This is a genomic window from Methyloparacoccus murrellii (genome assembly GCF_054657115.1).
The window spans coordinates 104,240-120,427 of sequence record NZ_BAAHXD010000001.1; the positions used below are offsets into that span (position 1 = coordinate 104,240).

General features: G+C 64.6%; 13 protein-coding genes. 4 read left to right on the forward strand and 9 right to left on the reverse strand.

Going from position 1 to position 16,188, the window contains the following annotated elements; all coding sequences use genetic code 11:
* Window positions 1-55 precede the first annotated feature (55 nt).
* Genes ACYQ1H_RS00505 through ACYQ1H_RS00515 form a run of 3 tightly spaced genes read right to left on the reverse strand, consistent with a single transcriptional unit; the run spans window position 56 to window position 2,698 of the window.
* Complete coding sequence (locus tag ACYQ1H_RS00505) at window positions 56-1,090, reverse strand: extracellular solute-binding protein (RefSeq protein ID WP_460026160.1); 1,035 nt, start codon at window positions 1,088-1,090, stop codon at window positions 56-58.
* The gene (gene potC, locus ACYQ1H_RS00510) at window positions 1,090-1,854 is read right to left on the reverse strand and encodes a spermidine/putrescine ABC transporter permease PotC (RefSeq protein WP_460026161.1); all 765 of its coding nucleotides are present in this window, start codon (window positions 1,852-1,854) and stop codon (window positions 1,090-1,092) included. Before potC ends, ACYQ1H_RS00505 begins: the two co-directional genes overlap by 1 nt.
* Complete coding sequence (locus ACYQ1H_RS00515; RefSeq protein ID WP_460026162.1) at window positions 1,847-2,698, reverse strand: ABC transporter permease subunit; 852 nt, start codon at window positions 2,696-2,698, stop codon at window positions 1,847-1,849. The genes potC and ACYQ1H_RS00515 overlap by 8 nt, the downstream gene beginning before the upstream one ends.
* 185 nt (window positions 2,699-2,883) lie before the next feature.
* On the opposite strand from ACYQ1H_RS00515, the gene gstA reads away from it, so the two are divergent.
* A complete protein-coding gene (gstA, locus tag ACYQ1H_RS00520) occupies window positions 2,884-3,492 on the forward strand; it encodes a glutathione transferase GstA (protein WP_460026163.1) in 609 nt (202 codons plus the stop codon).
* A gap of 100 nt (window positions 3,493-3,592) precedes the next feature.
* On the opposite strand, the gene potA is transcribed toward gstA, so the two are convergent.
* Entirely contained in the window at window positions 3,593-4,681 is a 1,089-nt protein-coding gene (potA, locus tag ACYQ1H_RS00525; RefSeq protein WP_460026164.1) for a spermidine/putrescine ABC transporter ATP-binding protein PotA, read from the reverse strand.
* Between the two features lie 138 nt (window positions 4,682-4,819).
* Between potA and hflK the strand changes: the two genes are divergently transcribed.
* Both hflK and hflC read left to right on the forward strand, forming a co-directional pair.
* The gene (gene hflK / locus ACYQ1H_RS00530; protein WP_460026165.1) at window positions 4,820-5,806 is read left to right on the forward strand and encodes an FtsH protease activity modulator HflK; all 987 of its coding nucleotides are present in this window, start codon (window positions 4,820-4,822) and stop codon (window positions 5,804-5,806) included.
* On the forward strand, window positions 5,803-6,771 hold the full coding sequence (hflC, locus tag ACYQ1H_RS00535; RefSeq protein ID WP_460026166.1) for a protease modulator HflC: 969 nt from the start codon (window positions 5,803-5,805) through the stop codon (window positions 6,769-6,771). The genes hflK and hflC overlap by 4 nt, the downstream gene beginning before the upstream one ends.
* A 23-nt stretch (window positions 6,772-6,794) precedes the next feature.
* Here hflC and ACYQ1H_RS00540 read toward each other — a convergent pair whose 3' ends face one another.
* The 5 genes from ACYQ1H_RS00540 to ACYQ1H_RS00560 form a co-directional block, all read right to left on the reverse strand.
* Window positions 6,795-7,988, reverse strand: a complete 1,194-nt coding sequence (locus ACYQ1H_RS00540) for a multicopper oxidase domain-containing protein (RefSeq protein WP_460026167.1) — start codon at window positions 7,986-7,988, stop codon at window positions 6,795-6,797.
* A 40-nt stretch (window positions 7,989-8,028) separates the two neighbouring features.
* Window positions 8,029-9,867 carry a hydrogenase maturation protein gene (locus tag ACYQ1H_RS00545; RefSeq protein WP_460026168.1) on the reverse strand — a complete coding sequence of 613 codons (1,839 nt, stop codon included), beginning with the start codon at window positions 9,865-9,867 and terminating at the stop codon, window positions 8,029-8,031.
* 92 nt (window positions 9,868-9,959) lie between these two features.
* A complete protein-coding gene (locus ACYQ1H_RS00550; protein WP_460026169.1) occupies window positions 9,960-11,090 on the reverse strand; it encodes a GlxA family transcriptional regulator in 1,131 nt (376 codons plus the stop codon).
* 250 nt (window positions 11,091-11,340) lie between these two features.
* Complete coding sequence (locus tag ACYQ1H_RS00555) at window positions 11,341-11,709, reverse strand: response regulator (RefSeq protein WP_460026170.1); 369 nt, start codon at window positions 11,707-11,709, stop codon at window positions 11,341-11,343.
* A gap of 11 nt (window positions 11,710-11,720) precedes the next feature.
* Window positions 11,721-13,823, reverse strand: coding sequence for a response regulator (locus ACYQ1H_RS00560; RefSeq protein ID WP_460026171.1), 2,103 nt, complete (start codon window positions 13,821-13,823; stop codon window positions 11,721-11,723).
* Between the two features lie 281 nt (window positions 13,824-14,104).
* Here ACYQ1H_RS00560 and ACYQ1H_RS00565 point away from each other — a divergent pair, with 281 nt between their 5' ends.
* A complete protein-coding gene (locus tag ACYQ1H_RS00565) occupies window positions 14,105-15,697 on the forward strand; it encodes an adenylate/guanylate cyclase domain-containing protein (protein WP_460026172.1) in 1,593 nt (530 codons plus the stop codon).
* Window positions 15,698-16,188: the final 491 nt, after the last annotated feature.

The following is a 16,188-nucleotide window of genomic DNA, read 5'->3' on the forward strand; positions in this document are numbered from 1 at the left end:
TGCGCCGGGCGCGAAGCCTGATATTGTAAACCGAATGCGCGGGCCGCTGCCCGATTCACTCGCCGGCTTTCAGCCATTCCCAGTAATGGGTGTAAAGCGTCACCGCCTCGCCGACATCGGTGGTGTACTCGCCCTTTTCCAGAATCTCGTCCGTCGGGTACATGACCGGATTGTCCCGCAGCTCGGCCGGCAGCTGGCGCACCGCCTCGGCATTGGGCGAAGCATAGCGGGTCGTCTCGGCGATCAGCCGGGCGATGTCCGGCCGCAGCAGGAAATCGATCAGACGGTGGGCGCCGTCGGGATTGCCGGCCCCGGCCGGGATGGCGAGATTGTCCATCCACAGGCCGCACCCCTCGCGCGGGTAGAGGTAGACAAAGCCCGGCGCCTCCAGCTGGGTACGATAGGCATTGCCGTTCCATATCATGCCGGCGTCGATCTCGCCGGTGACGTACAGCACCTGGGGCGCATCGGAATTGAAGACACGCACGTTCGGCATCAGCATCCGCAGCTTCTCGTAGGCCTGCCGGATCTGGCCGGGATTGGTGCTGTTGCCGGAATATCCCAGGACCCTGAGGCCGATCTGGAACACCTCGCGCATATCGTTGGCGAGCAGCAGGCCACGGCGGAATTCCGGCCGCCACAAATCCGCCCAGCCGCTGACCCGCGCCGGGTCGTAGCGCGCTGTGTTGAGGGCGATGCCGGTCGTGCCCCAGAGATACGGGACGCTGTAGCGGTTGCCGGGATCGAAGGGCTTGTCGAGATGGCGTGGGTCGAGATGGCGGAAATTCGGCAACCGCGACCGTTCCAGCGGCCGCAGCAGGCCTTCCTGGCGCATGCGGTCGATGAAATAGGTGGACGGCACGACGAGGTCGTAGCCTTGCGCCCGCAGCAGCTTGAGCTTGGCGTACATGGCCTCGTTGCTGTCGTAGGTCGAGTAGCGGACGCGAATGCCGGTTTCCGCCGTGAACCGCTCCAGCACCGCGGCCGGCAGGTAGTCGGACCAGTTGTAGAAGCGCACCTCGGCGGCGGCCGCGTGCACCAGCCGCAGGGTCGCCAGCACCAGCAGGGCGGCCATTGCCGTGCGCCGCATCAGGCCGGCCTTCCGCGCAGCTTCTGCGACAGGCTGACCAGAATCAGCGAGAACCCGAACAACAGGGTCGCCAGCGCATTCACCTCCGGTTTCACGCCCATCCGCACCATCGAATAGATACGCAGCGGCAATACCTCGAAATCCGGGCCGGTGACGAAGAAGCTCACCACCACGTCGTCCAGCGACAGCGTGAAACTCAGCAGCCAGCCGGCGGCGACGGCAGGCAGGGCCAGCGGCAGCACCACCCGCTGGATGGCCTGCAACTCGCCGGCGCCGAGGTCGCGGGCCGCCTCCACCAGTTGGTGGTCGAAATCCTGCAACCGCGACAGCACCGTCACCGCCACGAACGGCAGGCCAAAGGTGATATGGGCCAGCAGCAGCGTCGGCCATCCCAGCGGCACACGCAGCAGGATGAACAGCACCAGCAGCGAGACGCCCATGACGATTTCCGGCGACATCAGGGTGACATACAGGAGCCCCTGAAAAAAGACCCGCCCCGGCAGGCGATAGAGCCGCAGCCCGATGGCGCCCAGCGTACCGATCACGGTGGCCATCGTGGCGGCGGCGGTCGCCACCAGCAGCGAATTCCGGGTCGCGTCGAGCAGATCCGCGTCATCCGCGAGCTGGCGATACCACTGTCCGCCAAGGCTGTCCCAATGTGTCCCGTAGGGCGAGGTGTTGAAGGAATAGGCCATCAGCACCAGCATCGGCAGGTACAGGAAGACAAAGACGCCCAGCAGACTGGCGCCGCGCAGACTAGGCATCGGCCATTCCCGTCTCGCCCATGCGCTGCCGGGCCAGCCGGTACAGCGCCAGGAACAGGAATAGCAGCCCGATGACCACCAGGCTGGCCGCCGCACCGAACGGCCAGTCGCGCGCGTCCAGGAACTGCTCCTTCAGCAGGGCGCCCAGCATGAGGTTGCGCGCGCCGCCCAGCACATCGGTGACATAGAACAGCCCCAGCGCCGGCAGGAAAACCATCAGGGCGCCGGCGGCCATGCCCGGCGCGGTCAGCGGGACAATGACATGCCGGAAGCTTGCCAGCCGCCCGGCGCCGAGATCCGCCGCCGCCTCGATCAGGCGCCGGTCAAGCTTCTCGAAGCTGGAATAGAGCGGCAGGATCATGAAGGGCAGCAGCACGTAGACCAGCCCGAGGCTCACCGCCCAGCCGCTGTAGAGCAGCCGGATCGGCTCGTTGACGAGCCCCAGCCCCACCAGCAGGGCGTTCATCGCGCCCTTGGCCGCCAGCAGGCTGCGAATGGCGTAGATCCGTACCAGCGAATTGGTCCAGAAGGGCAGGATCACCAGCATCAGCAGCAGCGGTCGCCAGCGCCGACCGACGCGCGACAGCGACCAGGCGAACGGATAGGCGATCAGCAGACACAAGAGCGTCGCCAGCATGGCCATGGCCAGCGAATCGATGAAGACATTGAGATAGGTCGGGTCAAGCAGACGCCGGTAATTGTCCAGTGTCGGGACGAAGCGGATGAAGCCCCGCTCGTCGCGGCCGAGGAAGCTGACCGTTACGACCAGCCCTGTCGGCACCAAGGTGAACATCGACAGCCAGAGCGGGAGCCCCGACAGGGCGCACCACCGTCTCAGACCCAATAACCGGGAGGCCGGGTCCTTCGCGGCCCGCGAAAAGCAGCGCACCCGCCGGAGCCGGGTCATGGCGCCGGGAACATGGCCAAGGGCCGGAATGCGCCGACAGCCCGGGCAAGCGGGAACCCAAGGCAAAAGGTCAGACAAATCTGATAGCTTGTCGGTGAATCGCTCATCCGAAGGAGAAACCCATGAAGCTCTACTACACGCCAGGTGCCTGCTCGCTCGCCGTCCATATCGTCCTGCGGGAAGCGGACTACGGTTTCGGGCTGGTCCGCGTCGATCTCGCCACTCACCGGACCGAACACGGCGACGACTACCGCGCCATCAATCCCAAGGGTTATGTGCCGGCCCTGCAGTTCATGGACGGCCAGTTGCTCACCGAGGATCAGGTCATCCTGCAGTATCTGGCCGACCACAAGCCGGAGGCAAAACTGGCGCCGCCCGCGGGCACGATGGAGCGCTACCGCCTGATGGAGTGGCTGGCCTTCATCGCCACCGAACTGCACAAGGGGTTCGGCCCGCTCTGGAACCCGAATGCGCCCATCGAAACCCGCCAGGCCGCGCTGGACAACCTGTCGCGCCGCTTCGATTATGTCGAGGCGCTGATGGGCGCTCAACCCTATCTGACCGGCGAGCATTTCACTCTTGCCGATGCCTACCTCTTCACCGTCCTCAACTGGGCCCACTACCATCACATCGATCTCGGCCCCTGGCCGCACCTGACGGCTCTTCACAAGCGCGTCGCGGAGCGTCCGGCCGTCGCGGCGGCCATGCGTGCGGAGGGCCTGGTGGCCTGACCCCGGATGGCAACCGGGTTGCCTCAACGAGGCCCCTGTGACCGGATGGCTGGCGGGAAGGCCGGAGCTCGCCTTTCCGCCCGCGGGAAGCGGAACCGGCTCATGCCCCGAGCACGGTTTCCCGACCCGGCGTCCAGCCGACAGCGACGCGCCGGCCAGGCGTGCCGTCCGGGCCGGCGATGGCGTCATTGAAGAACGCGCTGGCCGTGAGTGTCTGGCCGCTGTCGAGACGGATGACGAGATCGAGCGTCACGCCCCGGTAGCGGGCGTCGAGGATCTCTCCGCGCAGCGGTTCCGCCGTGGACGCCGTATCCGCGGCACGCACGCGCAGATCCTCGGGCCGCAGCAGCACCCGGACGGTATCGCCCTCGGCGACCGGCAAGGCGCAACGCAGGCCGAGCGGATGCCCTTCCAGCAGCACCTCGATGCAGGCGGCCGAGAGGCGCCGCAGCACCCGGGCATCGAGAAAGTTGCTCTCGCCGACAAAGCCGGCGACGAAGCTGTTGGTGGGGTTTTCGTAGATGTCGCGGGGCGTGCCGATCTGCTGGATGACGCCGGCCCGCATGACCGCCACCCGGTCGGACAGCGACAGGGCCTCCTCCTGATCGTGGGTGACGAACAGGAATGTCAGTCCCAGCCGCCGCTGCAAGGCCTTCAACTCGCCCTGCATGTCCTTGCGCAACCGATAGTCCAGGGCGCTGAGCGATTCGTCCAGCAACAGCACCCTGGGGTGGTTGACCAGTGCGCGGGCCAGCGCCACCCGCTGTTGCTGGCCACCCGAAAGCTGCCCCGGCCTGCGGCTCTCCAGGCCCTCCAGGCGGACCAGCGCCTGTGCCTCGGCGACGCGGCGGCGACGCTCGGCGGCGGGCACCCCCTGCATGCGCAGTCCGAAACCGACATTGTCGGCCACGTTCATGTGCGGAAACAGGGCGTAGCTCTGGAATACCGTGTTGACCGGCCGGCGCTCCGGCGGCAGCGCGTCGATGCACAGACCATCCAGGCGGATTTCGCCGGCGTCGGGCGTCTCGAAACCGGCCAGGAGGCGCAGGGCCGTGGTCTTGCCGCAACCGGAAGGCCCCAGCAGGGTCAGGAACTCCCCCTCGCGGATGGCCAGATCCAGCCCCGGCAGAACCGTCTTGCCGTCATAGCCCTTGCGGACGGCGGCGAATTCGACCAGGGGTGTCGTCATGGCGGAAGCGTCGGAGCGTGAGGGTGCGCCATACGCTAGCATGCCGGACAACCGCTGTGCAGGCGTGGCTCCCGGCCTTCCCGGCTTCGCGTTACACTGCCCGCCGGCGCTGTTGCCGCCCGACCGTGGAGGAATCCCGTGAGCACGCCTGATCCCTGGGCAGCGCATCTGCCCGCGCCGCACAAGCCCATCCCGTTCGTGCCGATTGCCCTGGTGCTGTTTGCCCTGACCGGCCTGTTCACCAGCTATTTCACCGTCCCCGCCGAGTCCGCCGGTGTCGTGCTGCGCTTCGGCCGGCATGTGCACAACGTGCCGCCCGGGCTGCATCTCAAGCTGCCGTTTGGCATCGACGAGGTCATCAAGGTACCGACACAGCGGCAGCTGAAACTGGAATTCGGCATGAAACGGCCGGCGGACGCGCTGACCAACCCGGACCAGGTCGGTGCCGACCCGCTGAAGGAACGCTCCATGGTGACCGGGGATCTCAACGCGGCGCTGGTGGAATGGGTGGTTCAGTACCGCATCACCGAACCGGAGACTTATCTCTTCGAGGTGCGCGATCCCGGTTTCACCCTGCGCGATCTGGCCGAATCGGTGATGCGGGAAATCATCGGCGATCGCACCGTGGACGAGATCATCACCATCGGTCGCCAGGAAATCGAGGACACCTCGCTCGCCAGGATCAAGGAACTGGCCAATCGCTACCATCTGGGCGTCACCGTCAACCAGGTGCAGCTGAAGAATGTCGATCCACCGGTGCCGGTGCAGCCTTCGTTCAACGAGGTCAACCGTGCCCAGCAGGATCGCGAGAATGCCATCAACCTGGCCAACGGCGACTACAACAAGGCCGTGCCGCGGGCGCGAGGCGAGGCGGATCAGGCGATCCGGAATGCCGAGGGCTACCGCTTCAAGCGCATCAACGAGGCCGAGGGCGACGCCGCCGCCTTCACCGCGGTGCTGGAGGAATACGTCAAGGCACCCGATGTCACCCGCACCCGCATCTATCTGGAAACCCTGGGAGAAGTGATGCCGGCCGCCAAGCAGGGCATCATCATCGACGAGTCGGTGCAGCAGATCCTGCCCATGCTGCCCCTGCCGCAAATCCCGACCGGAGCGCCAAAATGAAAGCCAGGATCATGGGTATCGCCGGCGCCGCGCTGGCGGCACTGGTGCTGCTGCAGTGCCTCTACACGGTCCGGCAGACCGAGCAGGCCATCATCACGCAATTCGGCCGGCCGATCGGCGAACCGGTGACGGAGCCGGGGCTGCATGTCAAGCTGCCCTTCGTCCAGCAGGTCAACCGCATCGACAAGCGTTACCTGGCCTGGGACGGACCGATGGTGGAGATGTCGACCAAGGACAAGACCTACATCCAGGTCGATACCTTCGCCCGCTGGCGGATCACCAACGCGATGCAGTACTTCCTGCGCCTGCGCGACGAGCGCAGCGCCCAATCGCGGCTGGAGGACATCCTCGGCAGCGAGACCCGCACCGCCGTGGCCCGCCACGAACTGATCGAGGTGGTGCGCACCGAGAAGGGACGCAAGCCGTTGCGCGACGAGGGCGCCGCGGCCAACCTAACCGGCGTCGGCACGCTCGGCGTGCTGCGGCCGATCCAGTACGGCCGGGTGCAGCTGGAGCGGGACATCTTCGCGGCCGCCGCCCCCAAGCTGGCCGAATTCGGCATCGAGCTGCTGGACATCCGCATCAAGCGGCTCAACTACAATCCCGAGGTGCTGGAGCGCATCTACCAGCGCATGATCAGCGAGCGCCTGCAGATTGCCCAGCGCTTCCGCTCCGAAGGCGAGGGTGAAGCCGCCCGCATCAGCGGACAGAAGGAGCGCGACATCAACGAAATCGTGTCCACGGCCTACAAGCGCGTGCAGGAAATCCGCGGCGAGGCCGACGCCAGGGCCACCGAAATCTACGCCCGCGCCTACACCCAGAAGCCGGAGGCCGCCGAGTTCTACCGCTTCCTGAAGAGCATGGATACCTATCGCAAGATCATCGGCAACGAGGCCACCGTGGTGCTCTCGACCAACAGTGACCTCTTCTCCCTGCTGAAGCGCATCGAGCCGAAAAAGCCCTGAGCGCAGGCGGACCGGTACCGCACTCAGGGGGCAAAAAGGTCCGGGCGGGGCGGCCCGGTGACCTCGATGGCAGCCCAGGCGCCCTTGTTCATGCGTGCCAGGGCGTGGTCGACGGCAAGGTAGGTGCCGGGTACATCGACGGTGAACTCGACGATCGTGGCGCCGCCCGGCGGTACCACCGTGGTCTGCACGTTCCTGAGCGGCGCCGAGCCGATGGCGGCCTCCGGGTAGACCACATCGAAGATTTCCCCGATGACATGAAAGGCCGAAGCCAGATTGACGCCGCCATTGCCCACCAGCAGGCGGATCCGCTCGCCGGTTCTGGCCCGCATGCGCGGTGCCTTCTCGACCCGTCCGTTCAGGGTCACGTAGCTCGGGCGGCCGTCCAGGAAGGCATGGCTGTCAAAGCGGGTAAGGCCCTTCTGGCCGGTCTCCCCGGCCGCGTACAGCTCGCCCTGGACCAGGTAGTAGGTTCTGTCCACCCTGGACAGGCCCGCCTCCGGTTCGACCAGTATCAGGCCATACTGGCCGTGCGTTTCGTGCAGGCCGGCATTCATGGAGGCGCAGTGATAGACGTACAGGCCCGGGTTCAGCGCCTTGAAGCGGAAGCGGCGGGTTTCGCCGGGGGCGACCCGGGACAGCATGCCGCCCCCGCCCGGGCCGCTCACGGCATGCAGGTCGATGCTGTGAGGATGCAAGCTGCTCGGGTGGTTTGTCAGCGACAGTTCCACCGTATCGTGGACTTTCACCCGCAACAGCGGCCCGGGAACCTGGCCATCGTAGGTCCAGAAGTTGGCATACACGCCCGGGGCGACCTCGGCGATCACCTCCCGTATGTTCAGCTCAAACCGTACCGTGGCGCCACCCGGCCGATCCAGGGACGGCGGTACCGCGGCAGGATCACGGCCGATGTCCGCCACCTCCTCGAAGGCGTCGAAATGGCGAAAAAACTGGCCGACATTGGCCAACGGCAGCCACGGGGGGTCCTGATGCGGGCCCAGTGAATTCATCCAGGGCGGCATGGCCAGCTGCGGCCATGTCGTCTTGTGTGCGTAGAGGCCGGTCATGAGCGCGAGACCCAGCAAGCTCAGCGGCAGCCAGGCATTCCGCAGTCGCTGCCGCAAAACCGGCATGTCGACGATCCGCCAGAGGGCCCACAGGCCGGCCAGCACGCCGACCAGTAGCGCCCCGGCTTCCAGAATCAGGTAGGTAAACATTCACGGCCTCGCGGGCAAGGCCTGCCTGGCCGGCAGGCGATCATGATCCGGCAGCGGGCTGGCCGGGCGCTGGGCTGGGCTGCCGCGCGGACACCCCGTTCAAGCCGGCCAGGGCGCAGCGATTCCTCTCCGCACGATGGGCCTCCTCGCACTGCGGGTTGCCGCAGGCGGCCTCCAGTGCCGCGCTGCAGCGCAGATTGCCGGGCCGAGGCTGCTTGCGGACGAAGGCCGAGCGGGCCAGGTGATAGCCGGGGTCCTCCCCCCAGAAATTGCGCCGCATGTGCTCCAGTTCCTCGGCGCGGTAGTCCGCCAGCGGTCTTGCCCGCTCGTGCGCCTCGCGCTCGGCCCGTTTTTGCGCCAGCCGCTGCCGGAACTGCGGACCATGGGCCCGCTGCTCGGCGACCCGGACGATCTGGTCGCGAAACTGGGCGAAATCGCCGGGCGCATCCTGGATCACGATGCCATCGATCAGGCCCATGGCCCGGGCCTGGTGGACACCGACCGGCAGGCACTGCTCTGTCAGCTGTTCGGCGAGCGTCGGCCCCACCCGCCTTGGCAGCGAGTAAGTCCAGTACTCGGAACCATACAGTCCGCCCATGGCCTTGTAATGGGGATTGAGCACGATTCCCTCGCGGGCCAGCACGCTGTCGGCGGCCAGGGCCATCATCACGCCCCCCGCACCGGCGCTGCCGTAAAGGGCGGCGATGGTGAGATGATCGGTCGCGGTCAGGACGCTGAGCACGAAATCGTTCATGGCGTTGATGTTTTCCCAGGATTCGCCGGCAGGATCGTCGGCGGCCTCGATGAGGTTCAGATGGATGCCGTTGGACCAGAAATCGCGCCCGCCGAGCAGGACGATCACCCGGGTGGGCCGTTGCCGCGCATACCACATGGCCTTTTGCAGCCGGCGGCAATGCTCGGTTCCCATCGCGCCGTTATAGAAACGAAAGTTGAGATAGCCGACGTCGTTGCGCTCTTCGTACCAGATGTCGCGGAACGTCGCCCCCAGATCAGCGGCTTCGGGCGGCAGCGGGATTTCCGGCACGCCGGCCAGCCGCTCGCCCAATACCTGCGCGGCCGGCAGCTTGAAATGCTGGTCAGGGCGCTCGCCACTTGCCTTCAGGTGCGAAATCCACACGGCGCCATCCACCGCCGCCCGGCAGATGGCGCCATCGCGCTGGGCGATGATGTCGCCGGGACGCCCGATCAGCGTGCCTTCCGCATGCCCGCCATACAGATAGACCGGCAGCCCGCCGATCTCGTCGAGCACACCCGGGGCGCCATCGGCGGATCGGATCTTGCCCAGGATCTGGGCGACCGAATCCGACGACCAGTCGATGCGGCGGACCTCGCGCCCGACGGCCGGCCGGAACCGGCCGCGTACCGATCGATGGGCATAGTCCAACGGGCGCGGCACATACAGCCGGCTTTCGAAGCGCCGTACCGCCACCAGCATGGCCTGCACGGCTGCCTTGGCCACCTCGTCGCGGTACAGGCTGCTCTTGCTGGCGGGCCGCATGGCGAAATCGGCGCTGGCCCAGATGAGACCGGCATCGACATGCTCGGCCGCCTGGACGACCGTCACGCCCCAGGTGGTTTCCCCGTTGAGAATGGCCCAGTCCAGGGCGTTGGGCCCGCGATCGCCGACGATGCCGGGATGGAGGATCAAGCAGGTGTGCCGTTCCCAGATGTCGCGCGGGATGATCTGCGCCAGCATCGGACAGAGGATCAGCTCCGGCTGGAATTGATGGACCGCCTCGCGCATGGTTTCCGCCGTCGTCGCGATGCCGACACCGACGCCATGTCCCAAGGCCTTCAGTTCGACATGCGCCTGCTGGGTCAGGCTGTTGTAGGCACTGGAAAGCAGGAGAATCTTCATGGTCGGACCTCGCGAATTCTTCTTGATGTTATGGAGGCATGCCCGGGAAGGCCGGAACGCACCGGTCGCGGTCTCCCGCCAGGAACTGCCGGCTAGCTCCCTCCCTGGCGGATGCCGGAGGCGACGGGACCTTGCCCACGGGAGTGCGTGAAACGGTTGAGCGAGGCCTTCACCGCTTCCGCATGCCGTGGTGTCAGACTGGGCATGGGCTGAACCGCAAGCGGGCCGAAGCGGGCACGATAATCCTGGGGGGTAATGCCGAGATGGCGCAGGAAGGCCCGGCGCATCCGTTCGGTGTCGCCAAAGCCGGCAAGCACGGCCGTCCTCTCGATCCGCTCATCGGTGGAGGACAGGTAGTGGCGGGCCGCATCGACACGCACCTTTTCCACAAACTTGGCCGGTGTCATGCCGGTCTCCGCGGTGAAGACCCTGGAAAAGTTACGGGTGCTCATGGCGACGCGGGCCGCGAGTCGCTCGAGGCTCAGGTCTTCCCCGGGATGCTCCATGATCCAGAGTTGCAGGTCACGGATATCGGCATTGTTGGTTGCCTCGCTGGCGAGATAGGCGCTGAACTGGGACTGGCCGCCGGGTCGCCTGAGGAATACGACCATGTAGCGTGCCACCAGCAAGGCCGCCTCGCGGCCGCAGTCCTCTTCCAGCAGCGCCAGGGCCAGGTCGATGCCGGAGGTGATGCCGCCCGAGGTGTAGATGGAGCCATCGCGCAGGAAGATGCGATCGGCTTCGACCTTGACGGCGGGATAGTCGGCGGCCAGGCGGTCGCAATAAGCCCAGTGACTGGTGGCGCAACGCCCGTCGAGCAGTCCGGCTTCGGCCAGCAAAAAGGCACCGGTACAGATGGAAACCAGCCGCCGCACGCCGTGATATTGAGCGGCAACCCAATCGATCAGGTGTCTGTCGGCAAGAATGCTGTCGACATCGGGCGACCCGGGAACAATCAGGGTATCGATGGATTCTCGATAATCGGCATCCGGCTGTATATGAAGACCGCAGGAGGCAGTAATCAGGCTGGCCTTGCGCGACAGCACACGAAAGCGGTAAACCGGCTCCCGGGCAATACCCGAGCGCATGAAACCGATATTGGCAAAGGCAAAGACCTCCATGGGTCCGGTCAGGTCGATGATTTCAACCCCATCGTAGGCGACAATACCGATGGTCCGGGCCGTGGGCGCCATTTCCGATATTATTCGGCTTGAAAAAGCCATGGCCTTGGTCTCCCCTGCTTCGATACCTGAAATGGCTGACTGTATTGCCATGGGGAAATCGTCGCGCCACCAAGGTTCCTGGCACAAGGACATTCTGCCCTCGTTTTCGGCCAGTCCCGATTTTCCTGCAACCTTACGGGGTTGGAAAATCGGGCAAACGCGGGCCACGCCCGCGAAAACAGGGTAGCGGATCCATTGTGCCACCACCGCCGGAACGCCGGGCGAGTCAAGACGGTTTTGCGGCGTGCCTTCAGGCGGGTTTCAGCAAGGACTCGATCTTGCCGAGCAAGCGGTCAAATTCCACCGGCTTGGTGTCATAGTCATCGCAGCCGGCTTCAAGGGCCTTTTCCCGGTCGCCGCTCATGGCATGGGCGGTCAGGGCGATGATCGGAATGGCCCGCATCTCCGGCATGGCTTTCAACCGTCGCGTGGCTTCCCAGCCGTCGATGCCGGGCAGGCTCATGTCCATGAGGATGATGTCCGGTTGCTCCGACCCCGCCTTGGCAAGGCCTTCCTCGCCGTCGATGGCGATGACGAGCTCGAATCCCCGGCGCTGCAGCCGCCGGCCCAGCATGTCCCGATTCATTTCGTTATCTTCAACCAGCAGTACCTTGGCCATGGCGCTCCCCTTCAGGCGGTTTTCTTCACGCTGGCGGCGATCCTGTCGCCCAGCTCCTGCAACAACTCGTCGCGCACCCGGGATCCCTTGCGGATAATGTACTGGACGTAACCATTGAGACGCTGACGGTCCTCGGCGGTCAGGTCCTTGGCCGTCACCACGATGACCGGGATGCTCTGCCAGGAGGGTTTCTGACGGATGGCCTCGATGAAGCTGAAACCGTCCATTTCCGGCATCATCAGATCCAGGACGATCAGCCTGGGCACCGAGGTTTCCAGCCGGGCCAGCGCCTCCCGGCCGTTGGCCGCCTCCTCGACCGACCAGCCCGCCTGCTGCAAGGTCCTGCGCATCAGCTCGCGCAGGTCGTCATGATCCTCGACGACCAGTATCGGGCCGGCCTGCCGGGCGGGCGCGTATCTGTTCAACAGGCTGACCAGCTGCTCCCGGTTGACGGGTTTGGTGAGATAGTCCGTGGCCCCCAGGGCAAAGCCCATCGGCTCCTCATCCAGGAAGGTCGCCATGATCACCGGGATGACGCTCAGTTCGGGATCGGCCTTGAGCGCCGTCAACACCGCCCAGCCATCCATCTCCGGCATCAGCACATCCAGGGTGATGGCCGCGGGCTTGAGAGTTTTCGCCAGTTGCAGACCCTCGGGCCCGCTGGCGGCCTGTACCACGGACAGGCCCTGCCGACCCAGGTGACGCTGCATGAGGTCGCGGGCCATCGCGTCGTCGTCGATCACCAGCACGGTGGGCCCTTGCGGGGATGGCGCGACACTGCCGGTCCCGGCCGAGCGGTCGCTTGCAGGCGTCAAGAGCGCCCGTGGCCGACCGTCCGAGGGCAAGGTGATGGTGAAGCATGACCCCTTGCCGGCAGTACTCCCGACCATGATGTCGCCACCCATCATCTGGCAAAAGCGGCGACTCAACACCAGACCCAGACCCGTGCCGCCATATTTCTTGGAGGTGGAGGCATCCGCCTGGGAAAAGGCCTGGAACAGCTTGCTCATCTGCTCCGGCGAAATTCCGATGCCGGTATCGGCAACAGCAAAGTTCAGCCAGTCGCCATCCGCCCGGTGCTCCCGTCTGGCCGACAGGCGGACCAGCCCGCGGGAGGTGAACTTGCTGGCATTGCTGAGCAGGTTGAACAGGGACTGACGAAGCTTGGTGAGGTCGGCGCGGATCAGGCCGGGATCGCCGGCCATGTCCAGTTCCAGGCGATTGTCGTTCTTCGCGATCAGGGGTTCGATCGTCGACACCACATCCCGCAGCATCGGCTCGACGGCGAAGGTTTCCAGATGCACTTCCATTTTGCCGGCCTCGATCTTCGAAAGGTCGAGCACATCGTTGATCAGCGCCAGCAGATGCTTGCCGGCCGAGCGGATTTTCCGCAGGTCGGCCAGATCAGCCTCGCGGCCACCGTCCTCGGCCTCCTCGGCGAGGATTTCGCTGTAGCCGATGATGGCGTTGAGCGGTGTTCTCAGCTCGTGCGACATGTTGGCCAGGAACTCGGACTTGAGCCGCGTCGCTTCCAGGGCGGCATCGCGGGCTTCGGCCAGCTGGATGGCCTGAACCTCCAGCTGGGTCTTCTGCTCGTGGGAAAGTTTCACGGCATGAATCAGCTCGAAGACCTTGGGCACCAGCGTGGGCAGCACGACGGCGGTGGCGACGGAAACAGTGGCGGTGATGAGCTTGATATAGCCGGACAGCCAGTAATTGGGACGCCAGATGGTCCAGACCTCCATGAAATGGGTGGCGCCGCAGGCGATGATGAACAGACCGAAAGCCAGAAAAATCCAGGAAAAGGGCATGTCGTGACGGGCACGATAGATCAAGTAGACCAGTGTCAGGGAGATCGCGACATACGACAAACCGATGGCCAGATCGGTACTCACATGGAGGATCCACAGCTGGGGTACCCAGAGATAACACCAGCCATGCGACATGAACGATTGTCCGTCGAAGCCGCTGGCCAGAAGGTTTCTGGCCAGCATGGGCCAGGCGGCCAACAGGCTCGCCGCGGCCAGCAGCGGCGAAAGACCATAGAAAAGTCCATTGCGCAACAGTCTTGCGGTTTGCGACGGGAGGATATCGGCCGGATGAGATATTTTCATTCTTGTTCTCCAGGCCTTGCCAAGAGCATTGGCAATGGCCGATCACCTGACGTTTTGACCCTCCATGGGCAGGAAGAGGGAATGTCGGTATCAGCGATAATCCCACATGGCGATTCCTTGCGCGAAATCTGTCGGCTGTTTCGCTATCCCCTCGTTTCCAGCCATGTGGAAGCGGGGTAATTGCTCGGCTGACCGAGGTATATGAATTGACAGATCAGGCAAGCAATGTCAAGGTCGTTTCACTATCGGGCAGTTGTTTTGCGGCACGAAAATAATAAGAAATGTCTGATATAAAAATACCTCCGCAGGCATCATCCGCCGGATCGGGCACATTCCGTCTCGCCAAGGTCAGGCATGCGTTGCGCACGCCGATCAATCACATCATCGGCTATGCGGAAATCCTCAAGGAAGAGGCTGGCGATAACCTGAGTGCGACTTTTCAGATTGATCTCGACCGCATTCACGGCAGCGGCTACGTCCTGATGTCGCTGATAAACCGCTACCTGGGCGAGGATTGCATGGGCGGCGCCGAGGTGGACGTGCACGGGATTTGCCATGAGCTGCGCACCCCGGTCAACCACATCATCGGCTATGGGGAAATGCTGGCCGAGCAATGCAGGGAACTGGATCAGACCCGCCTGATTCCCGATCTGGAAAAGATCATCCACGCTGCCCGCCAGTGGCTGGCCTTGATGGAGGAACAGCTGCTCGGCTCGCCGGCGCTCCTGGACCGGGAGCGCTCCGGCTGCCATCGCGGCGAGCGCGGCAGCCGGCGAAACATGGGCGCCGGCGCGGAAATCGTGCGGCCCGATGCGGAACCCGCAACAGGCGACGCCAGGGGACATTTGCTGCTGGCCGACGATGACGATGCGAATCGCGAGCTGCTGGCCCGGCGGCTGCAGAAACTCGGCTATCGGGTGAGTGATTGCGCCAACGGCGGGACGGCCTTGTCGCTGGCGCAGGCCTGCCGCCCGGACCTGATCCTGCTGGACATGCTGATGCCGGACCTCGATGGCTACGCGGTGCTTGACCGTCTGAAAGGCGATCCCGGTCTCCGGCACATCCCCGTGATCATGATCTCCGCGCTGGACGAGGTGGAAAGCATCGCCCGTTGCATCGAGCGCGGCGCCGAGGACTATTTGGCCAAACCCTACAATCCGACGGTACTCAACTCCCGCATCAGCGCGACGCTGGAAAAAAAGCGGTTGCGCGATGTGGAGCAGATCTACCTTCAGCAGCTGGAAGAGGAGCGCGCGCGTTCCGAGCGGCTGCTGCGGAACATCCTGCCCGAGCCGATCGCCCGCCGCCTGAAACAGGGGGAAACCCGCATTGTCAGCAGTTTCGACTCGGTGACGGTGCTGTTCGCGGATCTGGTCAATTTCACCCGGCTGGCGACGCAAATGCCTCCTGCACCGCTGGTTCAGTTGCTGGATGAAATTTTCTCGGCCTTCGACGAGCTGGCCGGGCATTATGGCTTGGAGAAGATCAAGACCATCGGCGACGCCTACATGGCCGCCGCCGGCGTACCTTTCCCGATCGTCGGGCACGCGGTCGCCGCACTCTCGATGGCCAGGGACATGCACGGCGTCCTGGCGGAGATCGGCCAGAAAGCCCGATTGCCCCTGGAACTCAGAACCGGTCTGAGTTCCGGGCCGGTCATCGCCGGCATCATCGGCCAGAGCAAGTTCATCTATGACCTCTGGGGCGACACCGTCAATACCGCCAGCCGCATGGAATCGCATGGCTTGCCGGGCCGAATCCAGCTGGATGAGGCCACCTACCGGCTGGCCCGTTCGGAATTCGGCTTTGCCTGTCGCGGCTTCATCGAGATCAAGGGAAAGGGACCGATGTGCGCCTACCTGATCGAGGACTAAGGGCCCCCGATCCATTCGCGCGCTACGGGAAATGGCGGGGAAATCTTCTCCCCAACGCTGTGGATAACCGGGACGCTGTCCGGAGTGGCCCTCCGAGAGCCTGTTTATCCACAGTCCGGTCGCGGGCTGTTGAAGCATTTTCCACAGCCTAATGACAACACAAGCAATTGATTCGGTGTGAAAAAACGCTCCATCAACAGGAAAAGGGGGCGCTAGTAACCAACAAGATTTTTATCTTCTTCTTTTTATGATGATGGCATGGGAAATCGTATCGCTGAGATCCGGTGCTGCCGCCCATCCCGTTGGAAGTTCGACGTGTCAGTCAGTCTGCGGGGGCGGGCAGGTGTCGATGGCGTTAGGGCAACGGCTGGGGATAAGCGCGACAGCCAGCCGATCCCGCAAGGGGCAGCATGTTGAGAAACCGCTTCCGGCTTGCCTTGGCCAAGGTAAGCCTTGCGCGCGAGATTTGCCGTTACCCTGCGGACATCTTC

Bases quoted from the DNA above. Each gene is read 5' to 3' on its own strand.
- ACYQ1H_RS00505 (WP_460026160.1), bottom strand. From the start codon at position 1,090: ATGCGGCGCACGGCAATGGCCGCCCTGCTGGTGCTGGCGACCCTGCGG.
- gstA (WP_460026163.1), top strand. From the start codon at position 2,884: ATGAAGCTCTACTACACGCCAGGTGCCTGCTCGCTCGCCGTCCATATC.
- potC (WP_460026161.1), bottom strand. From the start codon at position 1,854: ATGCCTAGTCTGCGCGGCGCCAGTCTGCTGGGCGTCTTTGTCTTCCTG.
- hflC (WP_460026166.1), top strand. From the start codon at position 5,803: ATGAAAGCCAGGATCATGGGTATCGCCGGCGCCGCGCTGGCGGCACTG.
- ACYQ1H_RS00560 (WP_460026171.1), bottom strand. From the start codon at position 13,823: ATGAAAATATCTCATCCGGCCGATATCCTCCCGTCGCAAACCGCAAGA.
- ACYQ1H_RS00540 (WP_460026167.1), bottom strand. From the start codon at position 7,988: ATGTTTACCTACCTGATTCTGGAAGCCGGGGCGCTACTGGTCGGCGTG.
- ACYQ1H_RS00550 (WP_460026169.1), bottom strand. From the start codon at position 11,090: ATGGCTTTTTCAAGCCGAATAATATCGGAAATGGCGCCCACGGCCCGG.
- ACYQ1H_RS00545 (WP_460026168.1), bottom strand. From the start codon at position 9,867: ATGAAGATTCTCCTGCTTTCCAGTGCCTACAACAGCCTGACCCAGCAG.
- ACYQ1H_RS00565 (WP_460026172.1), top strand. From the start codon at position 14,105: ATGTCTGATATAAAAATACCTCCGCAGGCATCATCCGCCGGATCGGGC.
- potA (WP_460026164.1), bottom strand. From the start codon at position 4,681: ATGACGACACCCCTGGTCGAATTCGCCGCCGTCCGCAAGGGCTATGAC.
- ACYQ1H_RS00555 (WP_460026170.1), bottom strand. From the start codon at position 11,709: ATGGCCAAGGTACTGCTGGTTGAAGATAACGAAATGAATCGGGACATG.